The following is an 18,380-nucleotide window of genomic DNA, read 5'->3' as shown; positions in this document are numbered from 1 at the left end:
CACCGGGATACTAAGCAGCTTGACAAGCTTCCTGCCGAATAGGAATTTCAATGACGAATTCTATTCCCTTTCCTTCTGTAGGCTGGCAGTACAATCTGCCCCCATGCTTTTCAACGATAATTTGGTAACTGATAGATAACCCCAATCCAGTTCCCTTACCGATCGGTTTGGTGGTAAAAAAGGGGTCAAATAGCTTTGGTTGTAGGGTTTCGCAAACTCCTCTACCGTTGTCACTAATATGAATAGCCACCGAATCCTCGTCAATTACTTTTGTACTAATCTGAATGCGGTTCGGGTGTTGTTTGATTTCTGAAAACGAACGCTGCTGATTAGATTCATCTAAAGCATCAATGGCATTGGCAATAATATTCATGAACACTTGATTTAATTGTCCGGCATGGCATTCTACTGGTGGAAGCTGACCATATTTTTTTATTAGTTCAATCTCAGGATGCTCTGGTTTTGCTTTTAAACGATGATGCAGAATCGTGAGTGTACTATCAATTCCTTCATGAATATTTACTGCTTTCACCTCGGCCTCATCCACACGAGAAAAGATTCGCATAGACTTGACAATCTCCTGGATGCGCTGCGTCCCTAAGTTGATAGAGTTAAGAACTTTGATAAAATCTTCCTCCACAAATTCCAGTTCTATTTCATCCATTGCTGCTTGAATCCGAGGGGTGGGATTTACATAATCTTCTTGATAGAGATGTATAAGTTTTAGTAAGTTATGAGCGTACTCTTGGGCATAACCCAGATTGCCAGATATGAAATTTACAGGGTTGTTTATTTCATGAGCAATACCAGCAGCCATTTGCCCTAAGCCGGACATTTTCTCGCTTTGGATTAACTTAAGTTGCATTTGTTGTGAATCTTCATAGGCTTGGCTGACTTCTAAAACTTTTTGCTCCAATAAGGTATTTTTTTCTTCTAATTTATCAGCTAGAACATGAAGCTTTAAATGCAGCTTGACGCGAGCTAATACTTCCTCCTGTTGGAAGGGTTTGGTAATATAATCTACAGCCCCAAGCTTAAACCCCTCAACTTTATTAGCCGTATCCGAGAGAGCAGTCATAAATATAATGGGAATCTGTTTAGTTTCTGGATTAGCCTGTAATCGACGACAGGTTTCAAATCCATCAATTTCTGGCATCATGACATCTAGCAAGATTAGATCCGGTAGAGCATATTTGACCCGCTCTAGTGCCATTTTTCCAGATTTTGCAACCCGAATTTCAAATCCTTCCTGACTTAAGGCATCAGATAAGACACCCAAGTTGGCTGAATTATCATCAACTATAAGAATTGTACCCTTGGGTTGAATTGCTGAATTCATAAACCTTACTTGTAGGATTGAATAAAGATTAAAATCTCTTCGTCTTGAAAGTCCTTTGCCATTTGATGCAATCTTTTAGCGAAGGGAATGTATTTTGGATCTATTTCTTCAAGTAATACCGCCTGTTTAACTATTTCTCGGAAATTTCCTTTCATCGCCAGCTCGTATAGTATTTCCATTTCTGTAGCAGGTGGGGCAATTAGCTCATTGGTGTCTGAGGATCTCGCCAGTGGCTCTTCATTAGCTTCATAAACCCATTCCAAACCAAGATACTGTTGCAATTTTTGTAGTAGTTCCGTGGCTTGAACAGGTTTGGGAATAAAGGTGTTGCCTCCTGCTTCTAAACTTCTGTATTGATCGGTTTCAAATACGCTCGCAGAAGAGACAATAATCACGATGTCTTTGAAATTTTCCGATTCTCGAACCCGCTTAATTAGTTCGTAGCCATCTAGTTCGGGCATTAGTAAGTCGGTAACGATTAAATCTGGCTGCACCTCTATAATTTTTTCCCATCCTTCCTGCCCATCGTTGGCTTCAGACACCTCAAAGCCGATCGGACTAAGCAAATTGCTAATTACTGAACGGTTAGCCCATTTGTCATCGATCACCACAATTTTAGGTTGGCGGTCTTTGATGCCGATTATCTGCCCGCGATGGTCGATTTGAGACGTTTTCACCCATTCCTCGGCTTGATACAGATCGACATCAAACCAGAAAATACTGCCAACATTCATCTCACTTTGAACCTGAATGGTACTCCCCATTAGTTCTACAATCCTTTTGCTAATTGCCAGTCCCAATCCGGTGCCTTCCGTCTGCCGCCTGCGATCGCCTACCTGCTCGAAGGGCTGAAAGATAGTTTGGAGTTGATCTTGTGCAATGCCAGTACCTGTATCGCGTATTTCAAAGCGAATTTTTTCGTGTGTGGCAAAACTGACTATAAAAGTAACAGTGCCCGCATCCGTAAATTTAATAGCGTTACTCAAAAGATTAATTAACACTTGTCGCAAGCGTTTTTCATCCGCACGAATACCGATCGGCAGTTCGGGGCTTGATGGAAAATGAAACTGAATTCCCTTTAGTTCAGCTCGGATGCGACACATCTCTGCTACACCTTGCAGGAACGCTGGGAAATGAAAATCGGTGGGCTGGAGTTCCACTTTCTGTGCTTCAATCTTCGACAAATCGAGAATATCATTGATTAAGGTTAGTAAATGGGAACCGCACTGATAAATGACATCAATGCGCGATCGCTCTTCTTCCTTCAAGACTTTGGAACGCTGAAGAATCTGTGCGTATCCCATGATGCCATTCAGGGGAGTTCGCAACTCGTGGCTCATGTTAGCAAGGAATTCACTTTTAGCCCGACTAGCAGCTTCTGCGGCTTCCTTGGCTTTTGACAGTACGAATTCTGCTTGTTTGCGATCGTGGATATCGGTACAAGTGCCAACCCACTCCCGAATGCTGCCATCTTCATTCAGAATGGGTACGCCTCTACCTTGGAAATAACGATAGTTTCCATCCGCTCCGCGAATTCGATATTCTATGTCATACAGGCTTTTCGTTTGCACTGCTTCCATCCATACCTGAGCCGTTTGTTCGCGATCGTCCGGGTGAATTGCATCTAACCAGCCAAAACCAATTACCTCAGCTTCGGTTTGTCCGGTGTAAGCTCTCAGAGTCGGCATATCCGGGCATCGCCCCTCAGAATCGCCTGTCCAGACAATTTGGGACGTGGCAAGGATTAGCGATCGATAGCGTTCTTCGCTTTGTTTGATCGCATCTTCCGCTTGTTTGCGATCGCTAATATCTCGGCTTGTGGCGATGATGCCCAGAATATTGCCCTTAGCATCCCGCCAAGGAGCTTTTGTAGTCAAAAAGGTTGTAGGGGTTTCATCATCAGCAGAGATTTCATCCTCGAAAGTCTCAGTGATTCCTGCTGCCATGACTTGGCGATCTTTTGCCATAATTTCACGAGCACTGTCAGCAGACATTAATTCTAAATCATCTTTGCCGATGATTTCCTCAATTGGCTTGCCCAAAAAGTTGGCTACGTTGGAGTTAAGGGCAACATAACGCCCTTCTAAATCTTTAACAACAATGATGTCTGGCGTACTTTCCAAAATAGAGTTTAGTAAGAAGTTGCGATCGCGCAACTTTGCTTCCATTTGTTTGCGATCGCCAATGTTTCGTGCTATGGCGATCAGGCCGAGAATATTGCCCTGAGCGTCTCGCCAAGGGGCTTTTGTTGTTAAAAAAGAAGTGGTCTCCTTACCATTAAAAACCTCTTCTTCGTAGGTTTCAGTAATGCCTGCTTCCATGAGTTCGCGGTCTTTTGCCATTATTACAAGGGCACTAGCAGAAGGAAGAAGTTCCGAATCATCTTTGCCGATGATTTGCTCAATGGGTCTACCGTAAAAAGAGTTTGCTACCTCGGAATTAAGGGCAACATATCGGCCTTCCCGGTCTTTAACCACAATTATGTCTGGCGTACTTTCCAAAATAGAGCTCAGCAAGAGGTTGCGATCGCGCAGCGCAGCTTGCTGTTCGTGCAGAGCTTCTTCAACTTGTTTGCGATCGGTAATATCTGTATTAGCTCCCACCCATTCCCGAACTGAACCATCCGCGTTCAGAATTGGTATACCACGACAACTCATGTACCGATATTCCCCGTCATAGCGGCGCATACGTAATTCATCTTCATAGAGCGATCGATTGGCCACGGCAGCCGACCATATACTACCAACACGAGCGCGATCGTCTGGGTGGATCGTGTCTAGCCAACCCCGTCCTTTATACTCCTCAAATGTCAGTCCTGTAAATGCACCTAAAGTAGGTTGTTCACTAGCCAATTCGCCCTCAGCATTACCGATCCAAATACTTTGAGCGGTAGCTTCGATTAAAGAACGAAATCGTTCTTCATTTTGTTTGAGGACTTCTTCTGCTTTTTTGCGATCGCGAATATCCCGCGTAATCGTGGCAATTCCTATCGGTTCATTAGTCTCTGGATGATTGACCAAAAATAGGGTGTAGTCTACCGCGATGGGTTGACCTGTCACGAAATGTCTCAACCGGAAATCACTTCGCCAACTTCCCTCTTTCATCAGCACAGGCAGGATATACTGCTGTACAAAGTCTAAATCTTCTGGCATGAAGAAGTCGGTAATGTGTTTGGTTTTGGCTTCGTCCACACTACTCAGTCCCATTAAATCCATGCCCGCTTGATTTAACAGCATCGGCCGACCATCCATTGAAGCAACGCCAATAAAGTCACGGCTGTTCTCAATTGTGGTAGCAAGCAATTGCCGTTCTTCCTCTGCTTTTTTGCGATCGCGCAGGGCAGCTTGTTGTTCGCGAATATCCCGCGCAACAGTCGAAATAAACTCGACTTCACCCGCTGCAGTTTTGTGAACGATCAAAACCTGGGAGACTGGAATTTCTTCCCCATCCCGTGACAAAAATAGGATTTCACCAGCCCACCTACCCTCTCGTAAAGCGGTGGGAAAGGCTTCATCCTGAAATTTTGCCGTTGCCGAGGGAGCTAACACAGAATCTAGACTAAACGGCGATCGTGCTTCCTCTGGGGACATCCCCAGCATTTCCTGTCCGGCTTGGTTGAGATAGACGCTATGCCCAGCCGTATCACAAACTCCTACTAAGTCGGAAGTTGCTTCCAAAATTGCCGTCAGTCGTGCCTGCTTTTGTTCTGCCCGCTTGCGATCGCTAATTTCAATCACAATGACACCCACACCAAAAACCCTGCCATTTTCATCCAGCAAAGGATAGTAAGATGTTTCCCAGTAGCGGAGGATGCCTGGTTGTTTCGGGGTTTCACCCACTACTTCATAGTCGAGAATTGGCTTGCCCGTATCCAGAATCCCTTGCAGCATTGGTTCCAGAGTCGGAGCCAAGTCGGGCAGCATTTCACCCAGCGACCTACCAATATGGTCTGCCACAGGAATGCCATTGATCTGGGCCAGAACTTCGTTAATTGAGACGTACCGAAGTTGGCTGTCATAAATCATCATTCCGGCGTTGGCACCTGCAAAAAAAGCCTCGAAGTGATCCTGTCGCAATACCTCTGCTGTTGTGTTCTCTTGCTGTGGCAATTGGGTTTTCTCTGGTGGGAATTTGCTCATGTTGGCTCGTGCATTTCAGCTTTTATTCTACAACTTGTGTCCAATTGGGCGATCGCAAGGTTTTCATTACCTCCAATTTTGGTACTGAAGAAAACGTTCAGTAGCGTGACCATTAGGCTTTCAATCTGCGATATTCTGTATCCCTTGCGACACTATTTCCCTTAATTCTTCGGATGTATCGCCAAGTATTTCTATTTCTCATCAATTCTATTCCTAATCAATCCTATCGGTAGAACATTAGTGACAACATCAGCTAGGGAAGCGCTTGTCAATCAGCAATTATGCTCATAATTTACTCAGATTGGGCGGGGGGAAACTAAGATTTGGGCGATCGAGCAATAATGGCGATCGGCTCGCCATATTTATGCCCACCCACCCCCAAATCGCCAATTTTCCACTCCTAAATAAGCAAAGCAATATTTTCAGTAAATTTACGGATTGACAAATGCAATTAAGTTATAGTTTGTCCCCCATATCGGTAGAATGCCAAGTATTCTTGGAACGTTATCAATTTTAGCTAGATCCGTTAAATTTTTACTTAGATATACACAAGACGGACGCCACTGGCAGAGTAATAGCAATATCTCTCCCACCAGTTAAAGTCATTGTAATACTTGGATATTTGACTTGTCCACTTAAAGAGTCATTGAATAATCCCCGCTTAAGTTGATAACGGGACTTCCAAAAATAATTAGTGGAGAGTATGATAAAATCGCATAGAGTTAATGTTGAATAAATTTACTATAGCAATCCTTGCAGGAGTCGTATTTTTTTTACCCCACCCCAACCCTCCCCTTGGTAAAGGGAGGGAGTAAGAAATTCACAAATGATGCGAGGATTGCTATAGAGGGTTCGCTTTAATAATAGATGTGTCGGATCTCGTCTCGCGAAAAAGTGGCACAATAACCGCAGGTCTGCGAAGACAAGGTATCCGAAAAATTCGCAAGAGGGATAACTGCGTAGTATGAGGAACCACATATCTATGTAAAGACTTCATTTTTTTTACCAAAATAGGCTAACATTTGTGATAAAGACTTCAGGATTTTATTTTTAAATTTGGCACTGAGGACTTTATTGTTTACTACTACCAACTTAAAAAATGACAACACAAAAAACCTTATGGCCGGAATTGGAATTTAATACAATACCAGAAGAAGTATTGACACAGCTCTCGAAAATATTTACCGCTACCCTATTTAAAATAGGTGAAAATCCTGTATCCTTGCAGTCCCTGGTGGAACTGATTATATTGTTTATGGCTATCCTTGTGATAGCACGATATTTTACAAATTTTCTTAAGGAACGCTTGTTAGTCAGACTGGGAATTGACGAGGGAAATCGGGAAGCAATCGCAGTAATTATTGGGTATTTAATAGTAGCTTTGGGTGTGATAGTCGCCATCCAAAGCATCGGATTCAACCTCGCTTCTTTTGCAGTAGTTGCGGGGGGATTGGGAGTGGGAATTGGCTTCGGAATCCAGGATTTAACCACTAATTTTGTCAGCGGCTTAACGCTGCTTTTAGACAGGCCTGTGAAAGTCGGAGACTTTGTGGAATTAGAAGGATTAATGGGAATCGTCAAAAAAATCTCGATTCGATCGACCATCATCCAAACCACTGAGGACTCTAGCGTCATAGTTCCCAACAGCAAAATGATTAGCAACAAAATTGTTAACTGGAGTTACGAAAACTCGCTACTCTGTCTGCGAGTTCCCATAGAAGTAGCCGAGAATAGTAACCCGCTGTTAGTGACAGAAACTCTGTTAAATATTGCTTACGCGGAATCGGGAGTTTTATACGAACCGCATCCGAAAGTATTGTTTGTCGAGTTTGGTGATGATAGTTTTAAGTTTGAACTTTTAGTTTGGACGGACAGGCCGACTGAAAGAGAAGTAATTAAAAGTTCTTTGAATTTTGCAATTGAATACAATTTCCGCCAGCAAAAAATCGAATTTCCGTTCAATGACAGAGAAATTTATTTGCAAAATCCCGAAGTTCTGTTATCAATTTTCAACAAAAAAGAAACTGCAATTGACCTCCCGAACAGTTACTCTGAAAATGAGCAAAAACAGCCAATTTTTGCAGAAAAACCGAAAAAGCCATCGTCCCTTAGCTGTTTGCTGCGAGAGGTGGAATACTTTGAAAATCTGACTGATCTTGAATTGCGGCAATTGATTGAAGTTGGATACCGCAAAAGGCTGCGATCGCAAGAATATTTGTTTCACGAAAACGACCCCGGAGATGCTTTTTACATGATTCTTTCAGGTTCAGTAGAAGTTTTTGTAGAAGCTATTGACAAACACCTGAATAACCTCGGTTCTGGTCAGTTTTTCGGGGAACTTTCTTTGATGTTGGGAATCCCCAGAACTGCTTCGGTGAGAGCTTTAGAAGAAACAATTTTGTTCGCGATCAATAAAGAAGGTTTCCAGAAAGTTTTAACTGAACGACCGGATTTATCTGAACAGATTATTAAAGAAATAGTCAAACACAAAGAAGAACTCAGCGAGAGACAGCAATTATTGCGAGAAATGGAATTAGTAGATGAAGCAGAAGAGGATGAAAATCCTGTAGAATGGGTGAGAAAACGGCTAAAAAATCTATTTAGTGTTTGAAATAATTTCTTATGACGCGATTTATTCATGACCTCTTTGCCAAAGAATACCTGGAGGAATTGCTGTCACCACTCGGAACGGTTAATATCGGCCGCGATGTGACTTCAGAAGTCCGAGAAATCGATGTTTATTTCACTCCCAGCACCGCCATTCCCGAATACTCAGAAACCCTGGGATTGTTGGGGAAAATGGCAAACACAACTGCAATTTTTGAACCGTTTCGCAATCCGGCAAACGTCAGCGAAATTTGTAGCTGTCTGGGCAAGTTATTGGATGTGCGAGGTGAATTGGAGCGAAAATTTAGGAGAGAAAATACTCGCTATGATGACGCTCAGTTACCCAAACTGTGGATTTTGATGCCCACAGCATCGAAAGCATTGGTAGAGAGCTTTAATGCGATACCAGACACAGAGAACTGGATGCAGGGAATTTATTTTTTGGGTGAATCTTTGCGAACTGCAATTGTGGCGATTCACCAGTTGCCAGAAACTCCAGACACCCTGTGGTTGAGGATTTTGGGCAAAGGGGGAGTGCAGCAAAGGGCTATTTCCCAATTAAGCGCTTTAGCAACAGACGATCCGTTGCGGATTATCGCGCTAGAATTGCTGTATCGGTTACAGTCAAATTTAGTAACCGATGTGCCACAAGAATTAGAGCCAGAAGAGCGGGAGTTAATTATGGCCATTGCACCACTTTTTCAACAACAAATACAAGCAGCACAGCAACAAGCTAGAGAAGAAGGACTAGAACAGGGACTAGAAGAAGGACTAGAACGAGGACTAGAACGAGGACTAGAACGGGGACTAGAACAAGGGCTAGAACAAGGGCTAGAACAAGGACTAGAACGAGGCAGACAAGAACAACAGCGCTTAATCTTAGAAAACTTTTTGCGAGTTCGATTTGGAGAATTAAGTCCAAAAATGACTGCTTTTTTATCTCCAATATCCAAGTTGGCGGCGGCGGAATTTACAGTGCTGTTGCTGGCAATATCGATGTTAACAGTCGATGAAACAGGGCGAGAAGCAGCGGTTAAATTGTTAGCTGAAAGTGCGTTGCAAATACGATCGCCTGAATTGGGCGATCTTCTGCCTACAGCAGTTACTAATTTATTGGCATTGCCTGTAGCCGAATTGACATTGTTTGTAGAACAACTGCCGCAGTTATCGGCTGATGAATTGAGGGACAGGTTAGGAAAAACACCTGACTAAAACCTGCGATCGCAGCCATAAAGGGATCTCGCTCTTTATGGCATTTAAATAATTATCAAAGAAAATTCCTAGATTCTGTCGATCGCACTTAGCAATTGGACTGCGGGCCTAAAATCAAGTGCAGCAGACCGTCGATGAGTCGATCGCGCTCCATTGGGATAATATCTTGGCCGTGCATCATATGCTGCGTTAACTGAAAATATACCAGCGATCCAATAAAAATCCGCGCCGTTGCCTCCGGATCGGATAATTTTAACTCTGGATGCGATGCAAAATATTGAGTAAGCCGCTCGATACCCGGTTTAGCTAAGTTTTTCACAAAAGTCTGCGCTAGCTGGGGAAAACGCCCCGACTCCGCAATCACTAACCTCACAAAATTGAGAAATTCAGGTTCCTGCGTCACCTGCTCTAATAGAGTTGTGGCAACGAATCGCAGCGCTACGGCGGGTTCTTCATCCAGAACTGTAAAATGGACTTTTTTTTGCGCCAGCCGCTGTACCAAGGCCACGAATAATCCTTCTTTATCTGCAAAATAGCTGTAAACCGTGGCTTTGGAAACTCCTCCCGTCTTCGCTACCTTGTCCATACTTGTGCCCGCGTAGCCGTGGGTTAAAAATTCTTGCATCGCACCTTGCAGGATTTGTTCCGTCTTGTCACTTGCTGCGGCGCTGTCTGGTTCGATCGGTTTTGTCCTGGCCATCACTTGTTTTTGTAATTTTTGCTTGGGGTCTTGACATTATTATACTAAACGGTTTAGTCTTAAAAAAGAACTAAACCGTTTAGTTTTATTAACCTAAAAGATGAGGTGTGTCATGGTACACCAACCAACAGCAGACGGCTTATCCTCAAATCCATCCCTAGTTAAACAACTCCTAGTTGTGGCAGCATTAGCAACCCTGGCGGCAGGGGGAACCACAGGCTACACGATCTGGCGATCGCGCATACCCGACCCCAACGCAGTAGCAGCAGCAGCCGTCGCAGCATCCCAATTAACCACAGTTACAGCCTTGGGGCGACTGGAACCCAGAGGAGAAGTAATTAAAGTCTCCGCCTCCGGTGCGGCGGAAGGAAACCGGATCGATCGACTTTTGGTAAAAGAGGGAGACAGGGTGAAAACAGGTCAGGCGATCGCAATTTTGGACAGCCGCGATCGCCTGCAAGCGGCCCTCGACCAAGCTCAAGAACAAGTGCGTGTCGCCGAGGCAAATCTAGCAAAAGTCAAAGCAGGAGCCAAAAACGGCGAAATCCAAGCCCAAAAAGCGACTATTAGCCGTTTACAAGCCGATCGCAGCAACGAAATCACAGCGCAACAGGCGATCGTTGCCCGTCTAGAAATCGATCGCAGCACCGAAATCGCAGCGCAACAAGCCACAATTGCTCGCTTGAGGGCCGAACAGCAAGGGGAAATTCAAACTCAAAAAGCCGCAATTGCCCGCCTACAAGCCGAACTCCGCAACGCCCAAAGCGAGGATCGGCGCTATTCGCAACTCTATGAACAGGGAGCAATTTCCGCCTCAACTAGCGACAGCAAAAGCCTCGCCGCCGAAACAACTCAACAGCAACTCAACGAAGGAAAGGCAAAACTGAATCAAATTCAGCAATCTCGCCAACAACAAATTAACGAAGCCCAAGCCAAATTGAATCAAATTCAGCAATCTCGCCAACAGCAAATTAACGAAGCCCAAGCCAAACTCAGCCAAATTCAGGAATCTCGACAACAGCAGATTAATGAAGCTGCGGCAAATCTCGATCGTATCGCCGAAGTGCGTCCCGTTGACATAGCAGCAGCCGCCGCCGAAGTCAGTTCCGCCGCTTCAGCCACCAAAGGCGCCAAAGCCAATCTGGCTCTAGCTTACATTCGCTCTCCTAGAGATGCCCAAGTCCTAAAAATTCACACATATCCAGGCGAAAAAGTGGGGAATGACGGCATTGTCGAACTCGGACAAACTCGCGAAATGCTGGCTATTGCTGAAATTTATCAAAGCGATGTGGACAAAGTACGCATTGGACAATCAGCTAAAATTACTAGCGATTCTTTCAAGAGTGAATTGCAGGGAACTGTTGAACATATCGGCTTACAAGTGCAGCGCCAAAATATTATTAACACCGATCCTTCTGCGAATATTGATAGTCGAATTGTGGAAGTAAAAGTGCGCTTAGATGAAGCTTCCAGCCAGAAAGTAGCGGGATTAACCAATTTGCAAGTCAAAGTGGCGATCGGCGGGAATTAAGGATTAAGAAGTTTTTAACCACAGAGAGCGCAGAGAACGCAGAGGAAGAGAAGAGAGAGATGAATAATTTCGACTTTAATTAAAGATTAAGAACATGACTGACGAAATCCACAATCTAAAATCTAAAATCCTATGCTTGGACTAATCAAACCATTACAACAATTAAGAAACAGAACTCCTCTTGGATGGCTACAACTTAGTCACGACAAAGGGCGAATGGTAGTAGCAGTAGCGGGAATTGCCTTTGCTGACGTTTTGATGTTCATGCAGTTGGGCTTTCAAAATGCGCTTTTTAGCAGCAATACGCGCCTGCACCAAACTTTGCAAACAGACATAGTTTTGATTCACCCGCAAGCCAGAAATTTAATTAATTTGTCTTCTTTTCCCAGGCGCAGATTATATCAGGCAATGAATGTACCGGGTGTGAAATCAGCCGAGCCGCTTTACGTCAAAATTGGCAACTGGAAAAATCCCGAAACTCGTCGCGAAACGTCAATTATGGTGGTCGGTTTCAATCCCGATCGCCCTGCATTTGCGTTGCCCGAAGTCAACCAAAATTTGAACTCGATTAAATTGCCGGATACTGTGTTATTTGACCGAGCTTCTAGAGGTAATTATCAAGCAGCTATCGCACAAATCAATCAGGGAAAATCTGTTAAAACAGAGGTCGATCGGCGCACAATTAACATCAGTGGTTTATTCACAATTGGAGCATCTTTCGCCGCTGACGGTATTTTGATGACCAGCGACCAAAATTATTTGCGCCTATTTCCCAGACAAAATGCCACGAGTGTTAATGCCGGATTAATTCAACTGCAACCGGGTGCTGACCCTGTGGAAGTTCAACAAGTTTTAAAGGCATATTTGTCGTCGGATGTCAAGGTATTGACCAAACAAGAATTTATCGAGTTTGAGAGAAATTATTGGGCGAATAATACTGCGATCGGCTTCATATTTAACTTAGGCGTAGCGATGGGTTTCGTAGTAGGAGTAATTATCGTTTACCAAGTCCTATCAACCGATGTCAGCGACCACATGGCAGAATACGCTACTTTTAAAGCAATGGGCTACCGCAATATTTATTTGCTTGGCATTGTTTTTGAAGAAGCTATAATTCTTTCTGTTCTCGGTTTTTTGCCTGGGGTAGGAGTTTCGGTAGGACTCTATCATTTAACTCGCAATGCAACAAATTTACCTCTATACATGACTATAATGCGGGCAGTTACAGTATTAATTTTGAACATGGTAATGTGCAGTATTTCCGGAACTATTGCCACTCGTAAACTGCAAGCAGCCGACCCAGCCGACATTTTTTAATCTGCATTTCGTAGATAACTCGGCGGTTAAAACCGCGAGACTAAGAAATAAAAAGTAAACGGATATTTAAGCCGGATTTTGTATCATATCAAATCCTCGATTCATCCGAATTATTCATCTCTCTCTCTGTGTTCTCTGCGCCCTCTGTGGTTAAAAAAATCCGAATCTTTGAAATTATGCAATCCACTACCCTCAACCCCACAACCGACAACTTACAGATTTCTGAGCCAGTAATTTCCATGCACAAACTCGACCACTACTTCGGTCAAGGTCAACTGCGAAAACAGGTACTTTTTGACATCAACCTAGAAATAAATGCAGGTGAAATCGTCCTGATGACCGGGCCTTCTGGTTCGGGAAAAACCACGCTTTTAACATTGATTGGCGCACTGCGTTCTGGTCAATCTGGTAGTCTCAAAATTCTCGGTCAAGAAATGTGCAAAGCGAGTGCAGACCAATTGGTAAAGGCGCGGCGCAAAATAGGCTACATTTTTCAAGCGCACAACTTGCACCGCAGTTTGACCGCACTGCAAAACGTGCAAATGGGTTTGGAAGTTCACGGCAATTTGTCGCGTTCCCAAATGCGCGATCGATCGGCAAAAATGCTAGAGTTAGTAGGACTGGAACAGCGGATTAACTATTATCCAGATGATTTGTCGGGAGGACAGAAACAAAGAGTTGCGATCGCCCGCGCTTTGGTCAGCCAACCGCAAATTGTTTTAGCTGACGAACCGACAGCCGCGCTGGACAGCAAATCCGGCCGCGAAGTTGTCAATTTGATGCAGCAACTAGCCAAAGAGCAGGGTTGTACTATTTTGTTAGTAACCCACGATAACCGAATTTTGGATATTGCCGATCGCATCGTTCACATGGAAGATGGCAAATTAGCATAATTTTTAACATACCAAAGAATAGACATCATATCATTTCCGGTTACACCGGAATGATGTTGACTGTTGACTGTTGACTGTGCACAGTGAACAGTCAACAGTCAACAGTGAACTCGAATTTACTATTCCGATGCTAACGGATTTGATATCACCCATAACTCCCCCATTTTCAATTTTGGATGTCAAAATTTAATCCAAAATTCCCAACCCCAATCTAAACTTGTCCTTGAACTGTTGACTAATTGCTAACAACCAATCCTTGCCGGTAACTACCCAATTTTTGCAGGTACATTGCTTCTAGTTTCGGCAGAGAGGATTCCACGGAACCGCCATAACGCCGAAAAGAAGGCCAGATGTAAGCGAGTTTTCTGACTGCTGACTCCAATCGACCCGCTTCTATATCTTCTAATGCACCTTTTTCTCGGATTAACTCTATAGCCATCAAATCTTGATTTTCTGGGCTGAAATCGCTGACGCTAAATTTTTTGGCAAATCTGTCCCAAGTTGTACTGAGAAACTGATATCGCCCCGCTGCGTCTGAACAGAGTTTTTTGCCATAGCGGCGGCCGCACCTCATTTCCCTGGGATGATCTTGAAAGCTGACAAATTTCGTGCCGGTGTACTGGGTGCGGTAGCCGTCGGGGCTAGCGGTTCCTTCGGCGGCGGCAATCGTGTCGAGAAAGGCTTTGACTCGACGTTCGGGCCCAATGCTATCGAGTCGGCTATCCTGTCTCGGATCTGGTGAATTCAGGGTTCCAGTTTCGGTTGTTCGATCGCGATCGATATTATTCTCTCCTTTGTCTGCTGAACCGAGGGCCGCAACTTCCGGTAGGCGTTTCGGGGCGGGCGAGCTTTCTGCCGAGACCGATTGCCCCCACAGTCTCGGCGTCATTCGACCTAAGAAAAAGCACAAACAGATTAACAAAGTCCACGAAAGTTTAAAACGGAGGTGTTTGGACACTTGCCTGCGCTGCCGCACAGGCCACCCCTGCAGAGGGAGGGCTGCGGGCAAGATTCCCGTTTGCTGGCCGAAGGCGAACAGCGATTTCAGCGCTAGCAAGGTTTGCTTGTAGAAACCGGGTGCAAGTTTGCTCACCCTCATTGCTGCGGCGAAAGTCTCGACATCTGTCAGAGTCACTTCTGCCAGCGGTTTTTCTACAAACAGCCGAAAACGGTTGGCCGCCTGCCAGCTAAAGCGCTTGCTGCGGGGGGATTTGCGCTCCACCCACAGGCGAATTAGCTCGATGTCGGAAATGGGTTGTAGATGGCTTCCCAGATGTTCTGGCGCGTACAAGAGTACCTCCTGATATCACTTCTAGTTGAAGGTTGCCAGTTAGAACGGATGAGTGAAATAGGGATCAAGGGAAACTGGGTTCAACCATATTAAGTGATACTACTAAGCGCTCACGGGGTCAAGCTCAAGGGCCGATTGTTCGAGCAGTTGAGTGTAAGTTTGAACTTGCTGCAGGGGTTGGGATTTTTTCAACTCCATTCCCACCCAAGAAGACAGCCAGTAATTTGTGTGAACTAACGGATATTGAAAGCCTGACTCTAACTGAAACTTCTGAAATTCTTGAACAAAGATTGGTAAATATCCGTAGAGTTCGTCGCGCGGAATAAATTCTTGCGGCCCTGCTACTAGCCGAATTGTCCGGCAATTGGGACTGTGCTGTACAATTCTTGCTTATTGGCGATCGGATGAGCGGGTGAACATATCAACTTGCCACCCCTGTTTAGCCAGAGCTTCCCCTACTTGACGCACGTAAACATTTTGCCCGCCCGCTTCTTCTTTGCCAATTTCCACAGCGGGATCGCCGTGTACGGAGATGAGACCGATGCGTTTTTTAGTTAATGAAATCATGATTGTTTACCAAAAATTAAAAATATTTCAGGAGAAGATTGAAAATGCAATTTTGGCTGCAGCGCCGGGACTCGAATCTTCTAGCTAATTTGTATTAAATAGAAAAGGCTGGATCTAGAAATCATCCTTCAGGGATAAGTTACAGGGAAAAATTGACAGACGACTTCCTTCTGCTGACAGAGACGTGCAGCAGCTCAAACTCTAGATAATCTAAATAGAAATGAATGAGGGTGAAGGGAATTTCCTGGATTCTGGTCGGTGTAAAAATTGCACCTGCTTTCAGCTTGGTGTTCGAGATGCGAGGTCAGTCGAAGGTATAATTTTTACTTCTCTGGATAAATAGGTAGGGATTTGGAGAAAGCAGAAGTATGTCGCCCCGAAAACAGAATGTTACAGGGTAAGAAAAAAAAAGCCAAATTATTGCATTGAAAATTTTTCTTTCTTTCCGCCTTCCGCCTTCTGCCTTTTTCCCTCTTCCTTCTGCGTTCTGCTTCTTGCTTCTTATCTCAAACTAGGGATTCTGGTTTAACCTCAAATTTCCCGTTTGTGTAATGTTAAGAGTTCTTCCGATGTTTGCGTGCAAAGGATTCATTTTCCTTTTTCGATGTTGAGGATATTGTTTCGCGAAGTTCGCATTCTGGAGCCGTATCGGTTAGCCCAAACTTGGGTAAACTCGGCACCTAAGAAGAGAATTTGAGCGGAATAATTAATCCAAAGCAGGATAATCACGAAGGAACCCGCTGCACCGTAGGTAGAGGCGATACCGCTACCTCCGAGGTAAGCTCCAATTAGGGATTTGCCGATCGTAAACAGCACTGAGGTGATGGCAGCGCCTATCCAAACATCGTTCCAGGCAAGCTCGACATCGGGCAAGAGTTTGTAAATTAAGGCAAAAAGCATCGTGACTACGCCAAAGGAGAGAGCAAAATCCACAATCTGCCAAATGCCGACTGGTAAGTGCAGCAAGTCGTTCAACCAAGAGCTGATGGCTGCTAAAACGGCGCTAATTACTAAAGATACTAGCAGTAGAAAGCCTATGCCTAAAATCATTGCAAAAGACAATACGCGGTCTTGCAGGAATCCCCAGATCCCACGTCCGGGAGGCGGTGAAACATTCCAAATAGTATTGAGGGCTTCTTTGAGATTAGTAAACACGTTGGAAGCGCCCCACAAAAGTGTAGCGATGCCGACTAAAGTAGCAATCATTCCCGACTTGGGTTCGGAGGCTTTGAGAATTAGTTCTTGGACGGTTTGAGCGCCATCTTTGCCGATTAAACTTTGCAGTTGGGTGACGATTTGACCTTGGGCTGCGTCTGCACCAAAGACTAAACCCGCGATCGCAATTACGATAATTAGCAACGGGGCGAGGGAGAAGACTGTGTAATAGGCTAGGGCGGCGGCTAGGGTTGGGGCTTTATCTTTTTGCCATTGACTAAAAGTTTCTTTTAGCAGCGATATGACTGTTTTTAATTTCACGGCTTTTGGTTTCCTTATACTTAGCGTTCACCAAGGGATTATAAGCTGTTAGGGGTTTTTTAGCGTCGGCCACAAGACAGATTTATCGATTAGCAAATTCGGAAAATTACTTTTATGTCAGATTCCAACACAACTGTTAACAGCACCGATGTAAACTTGTCCAAAAAAGCAATGTCTTGGGCAAAATTGAGCGCCTTAGTAGCGGTGGTCAATTTATTGCTGGTGCTTTTCCATTTCAGTTACCTTCAGTTGCGCCCTGTTTATCAGAGCTTTTTTCCGGGTTTAGTTAAAATTTATGACCCAATTAAAGGCATTGATTCGAGTTTGCCAAATCCCGAATTTTTGAAAAGCGCTGACCAGTTTTGGCGAATTGATACGTTTTTTATCGGTTTTTTTGGGGCGGAATTTTTGATTAAAAGTCTGTTCCATACCCGCCGCAAACCGGGGGTAACTTGGTTTGATTTTGTGCTGAGGCGCTGGTACGAGGTGTTTCTGGTGATCCCGATTTGGCAGGGGTGGCGGATTCTGCCGGTATTGGTGCGGCTGCACAAGTCGGGTTTGGTGAATCTCGATCGCGCAGTTGCTCAAGTTACCTATGAACCGGTGGCTTATTTAGCCAATACGATGTCGGAATACATGATGGTGCGATTTATCAATCAAGCTAAAAGTTCGATCGAACAGGGCGACGCGGTGCAGATGTTGCTGGCGCAGCAGCCGTACCTTCACGTCAATCAGGAAAATACGATCGAACAAATTACCAAGCGGATTTTAGATCTGACAATTTACAAAGTTTTGCCACAGGTGCAACCGGATTTGGAAGAATTGCTGCACCACAATTTGGAAACAACAATCAAACAGTCGGATTTTTATCAAATCCTGCAAAATTTCTCTCCGATTAACATTTTGCCGACGGAGATGACGGAACAGCTAGCGAATTATTTGGCTCAAACTGCTGTTGATGTGGTAGCTACTACTTATGAAGACGATAAAGGTCGAAAAATTTTAGATAATTTCAGCCAAGAATTTAATCAAAGTTTGCGGCGGGAATTGCAAGATGAGAAAACTCTAGGGGAATTGCAGTCGCTGCTGTCGGATTTGTTGGAAGAAGTGAAGTTGAATTACATTCAAGGCGGGTTGAAGTCCGATCCGGTGCAGACTTTTACGGAAATTAATTCGCTCCGGGGAGTAAGGGAGAGTTGATACAGCAATGAGTTGCGGTTTTGTGAATTGGATTCTTTTTTTTACTCACATCTTGCATCATTGTCCAGAACAGGCCGGAAAGCCTGTTCCACAATAAAATTTATCTCT

The 18,380-nt window shown here is 44.4% G+C and carries 11 protein-coding genes and 1 pseudogene; 6 read left to right on the top strand and 6 right to left on the bottom strand.

Annotated elements, in window-relative coordinates:
- Positions 1-10: 10 nt before the first annotated feature.
- Entirely contained in the window at positions 11-1,339 is a 1,329-nt protein-coding gene (locus QUA58_RS07475; protein WP_333393515.1) for a response regulator, read from the bottom strand.
- Between the two features lie 5 nt (positions 1,340-1,344).
- The gene (locus tag QUA58_RS07470; RefSeq protein WP_333393514.1) at positions 1,345-5,478 is read right to left on the bottom strand and encodes a PAS domain S-box protein; all 4,134 of its coding nucleotides are present in this window, start codon (positions 5,476-5,478) and stop codon (positions 1,345-1,347) included.
- A gap of 1,099 nt (positions 5,479-6,577) precedes the next feature.
- Here QUA58_RS07470 and QUA58_RS07465 point away from each other — a divergent pair.
- Both QUA58_RS07465 and QUA58_RS07460 read left to right on the top strand, forming a co-directional pair.
- Complete coding sequence (locus tag QUA58_RS07465) at positions 6,578-8,089, top strand: mechanosensitive ion channel domain-containing protein (RefSeq protein ID WP_333393513.1); 1,512 nt, start codon at positions 6,578-6,580, stop codon at positions 8,087-8,089.
- 11 nt (positions 8,090-8,100) lie between these two features.
- The gene (locus QUA58_RS07460; protein ID WP_333393512.1) at positions 8,101-9,297 is read left to right on the top strand and encodes a flagellar assembly protein H; all 1,197 of its coding nucleotides are present in this window, start codon (positions 8,101-8,103) and stop codon (positions 9,295-9,297) included.
- Positions 9,298-9,385: 88 nt separating this feature from the next.
- Here the strand turns inward: QUA58_RS07460 and QUA58_RS07455 are convergent, their stop codons facing one another.
- The gene (locus QUA58_RS07455; protein ID WP_333393511.1) at positions 9,386-9,997 is read right to left on the bottom strand and encodes a TetR/AcrR family transcriptional regulator; all 612 of its coding nucleotides are present in this window, start codon (positions 9,995-9,997) and stop codon (positions 9,386-9,388) included.
- A gap of 112 nt (positions 9,998-10,109) precedes the next feature.
- Here QUA58_RS07455 and QUA58_RS07450 point away from each other — a divergent pair, with 112 nt between their 5' ends.
- The 3 genes from QUA58_RS07450 to QUA58_RS07440 all read left to right on the top strand — a co-directional run bounded on the left by QUA58_RS07450 (position 10,110) and on the right by QUA58_RS07440 (position 13,738).
- Entirely contained in the window at positions 10,110-11,528 is a 1,419-nt protein-coding gene (locus tag QUA58_RS07450) for an HlyD family efflux transporter periplasmic adaptor subunit (RefSeq protein ID WP_333393510.1), read from the top strand.
- A gap of 132 nt (positions 11,529-11,660) precedes the next feature.
- A complete protein-coding gene (gene devC, locus QUA58_RS07445; RefSeq protein WP_333393509.1) occupies positions 11,661-12,845 on the top strand; it encodes an ABC transporter permease DevC in 1,185 nt (394 codons plus the stop codon).
- 176 nt (positions 12,846-13,021) lie between these two features.
- Positions 13,022-13,738 carry a DevA family ABC transporter ATP-binding protein gene (locus tag QUA58_RS07440; RefSeq protein ID WP_333393508.1) on the top strand — a complete coding sequence of 239 codons (717 nt, stop codon included), beginning with the start codon at positions 13,022-13,024 and terminating at the stop codon, positions 13,736-13,738.
- Between the two features lie 235 nt (positions 13,739-13,973).
- On the opposite strand, the gene QUA58_RS07435 is transcribed toward QUA58_RS07440, so the two are convergent.
- The 3 genes and pseudogenes from QUA58_RS07435 to QUA58_RS07425 form a co-directional block, all read right to left on the bottom strand.
- Entirely contained in the window at positions 13,974-15,029 is a 1,056-nt protein-coding gene (locus QUA58_RS07435) for a glycoside hydrolase family 104 protein (RefSeq protein ID WP_333247576.1), read from the bottom strand.
- Between the two features lie 144 nt (positions 15,030-15,173).
- Positions 15,174-15,596: pseudogene (locus tag QUA58_RS07430) on the bottom strand (glycosyltransferase); the annotation flags it as partial.
- A gap of 588 nt (positions 15,597-16,184) precedes the next feature.
- Positions 16,185-17,072: a YihY/virulence factor BrkB family protein gene (locus QUA58_RS07425; protein ID WP_445243618.1), complete on the bottom strand. Its 888-nt coding sequence runs from the start codon at positions 17,070-17,072 to the stop codon at positions 16,185-16,187.
- 114 nt (positions 17,073-17,186) lie between these two features.
- On the opposite strand from QUA58_RS07425, the gene QUA58_RS07420 reads away from it, so the two are divergent.
- Positions 17,187-18,272, top strand: a complete 1,086-nt coding sequence (locus QUA58_RS07420; RefSeq protein ID WP_333393506.1) for a hypothetical protein — start codon at positions 17,187-17,189, stop codon at positions 18,270-18,272.
- Positions 18,273-18,380 lie beyond the last annotated feature (108 nt).

This window comes from Microcoleus sp. N9_A1, from assembly GCF_036701795.1.
Lineage (GTDB): Bacteria > Cyanobacteriota > Cyanobacteriia > Cyanobacteriales > Microcoleaceae > Microcoleus.
Note: the sequence above shows the minus strand (reverse complement) of the source record. Positions and strands in the feature narration are given on the sequence as shown.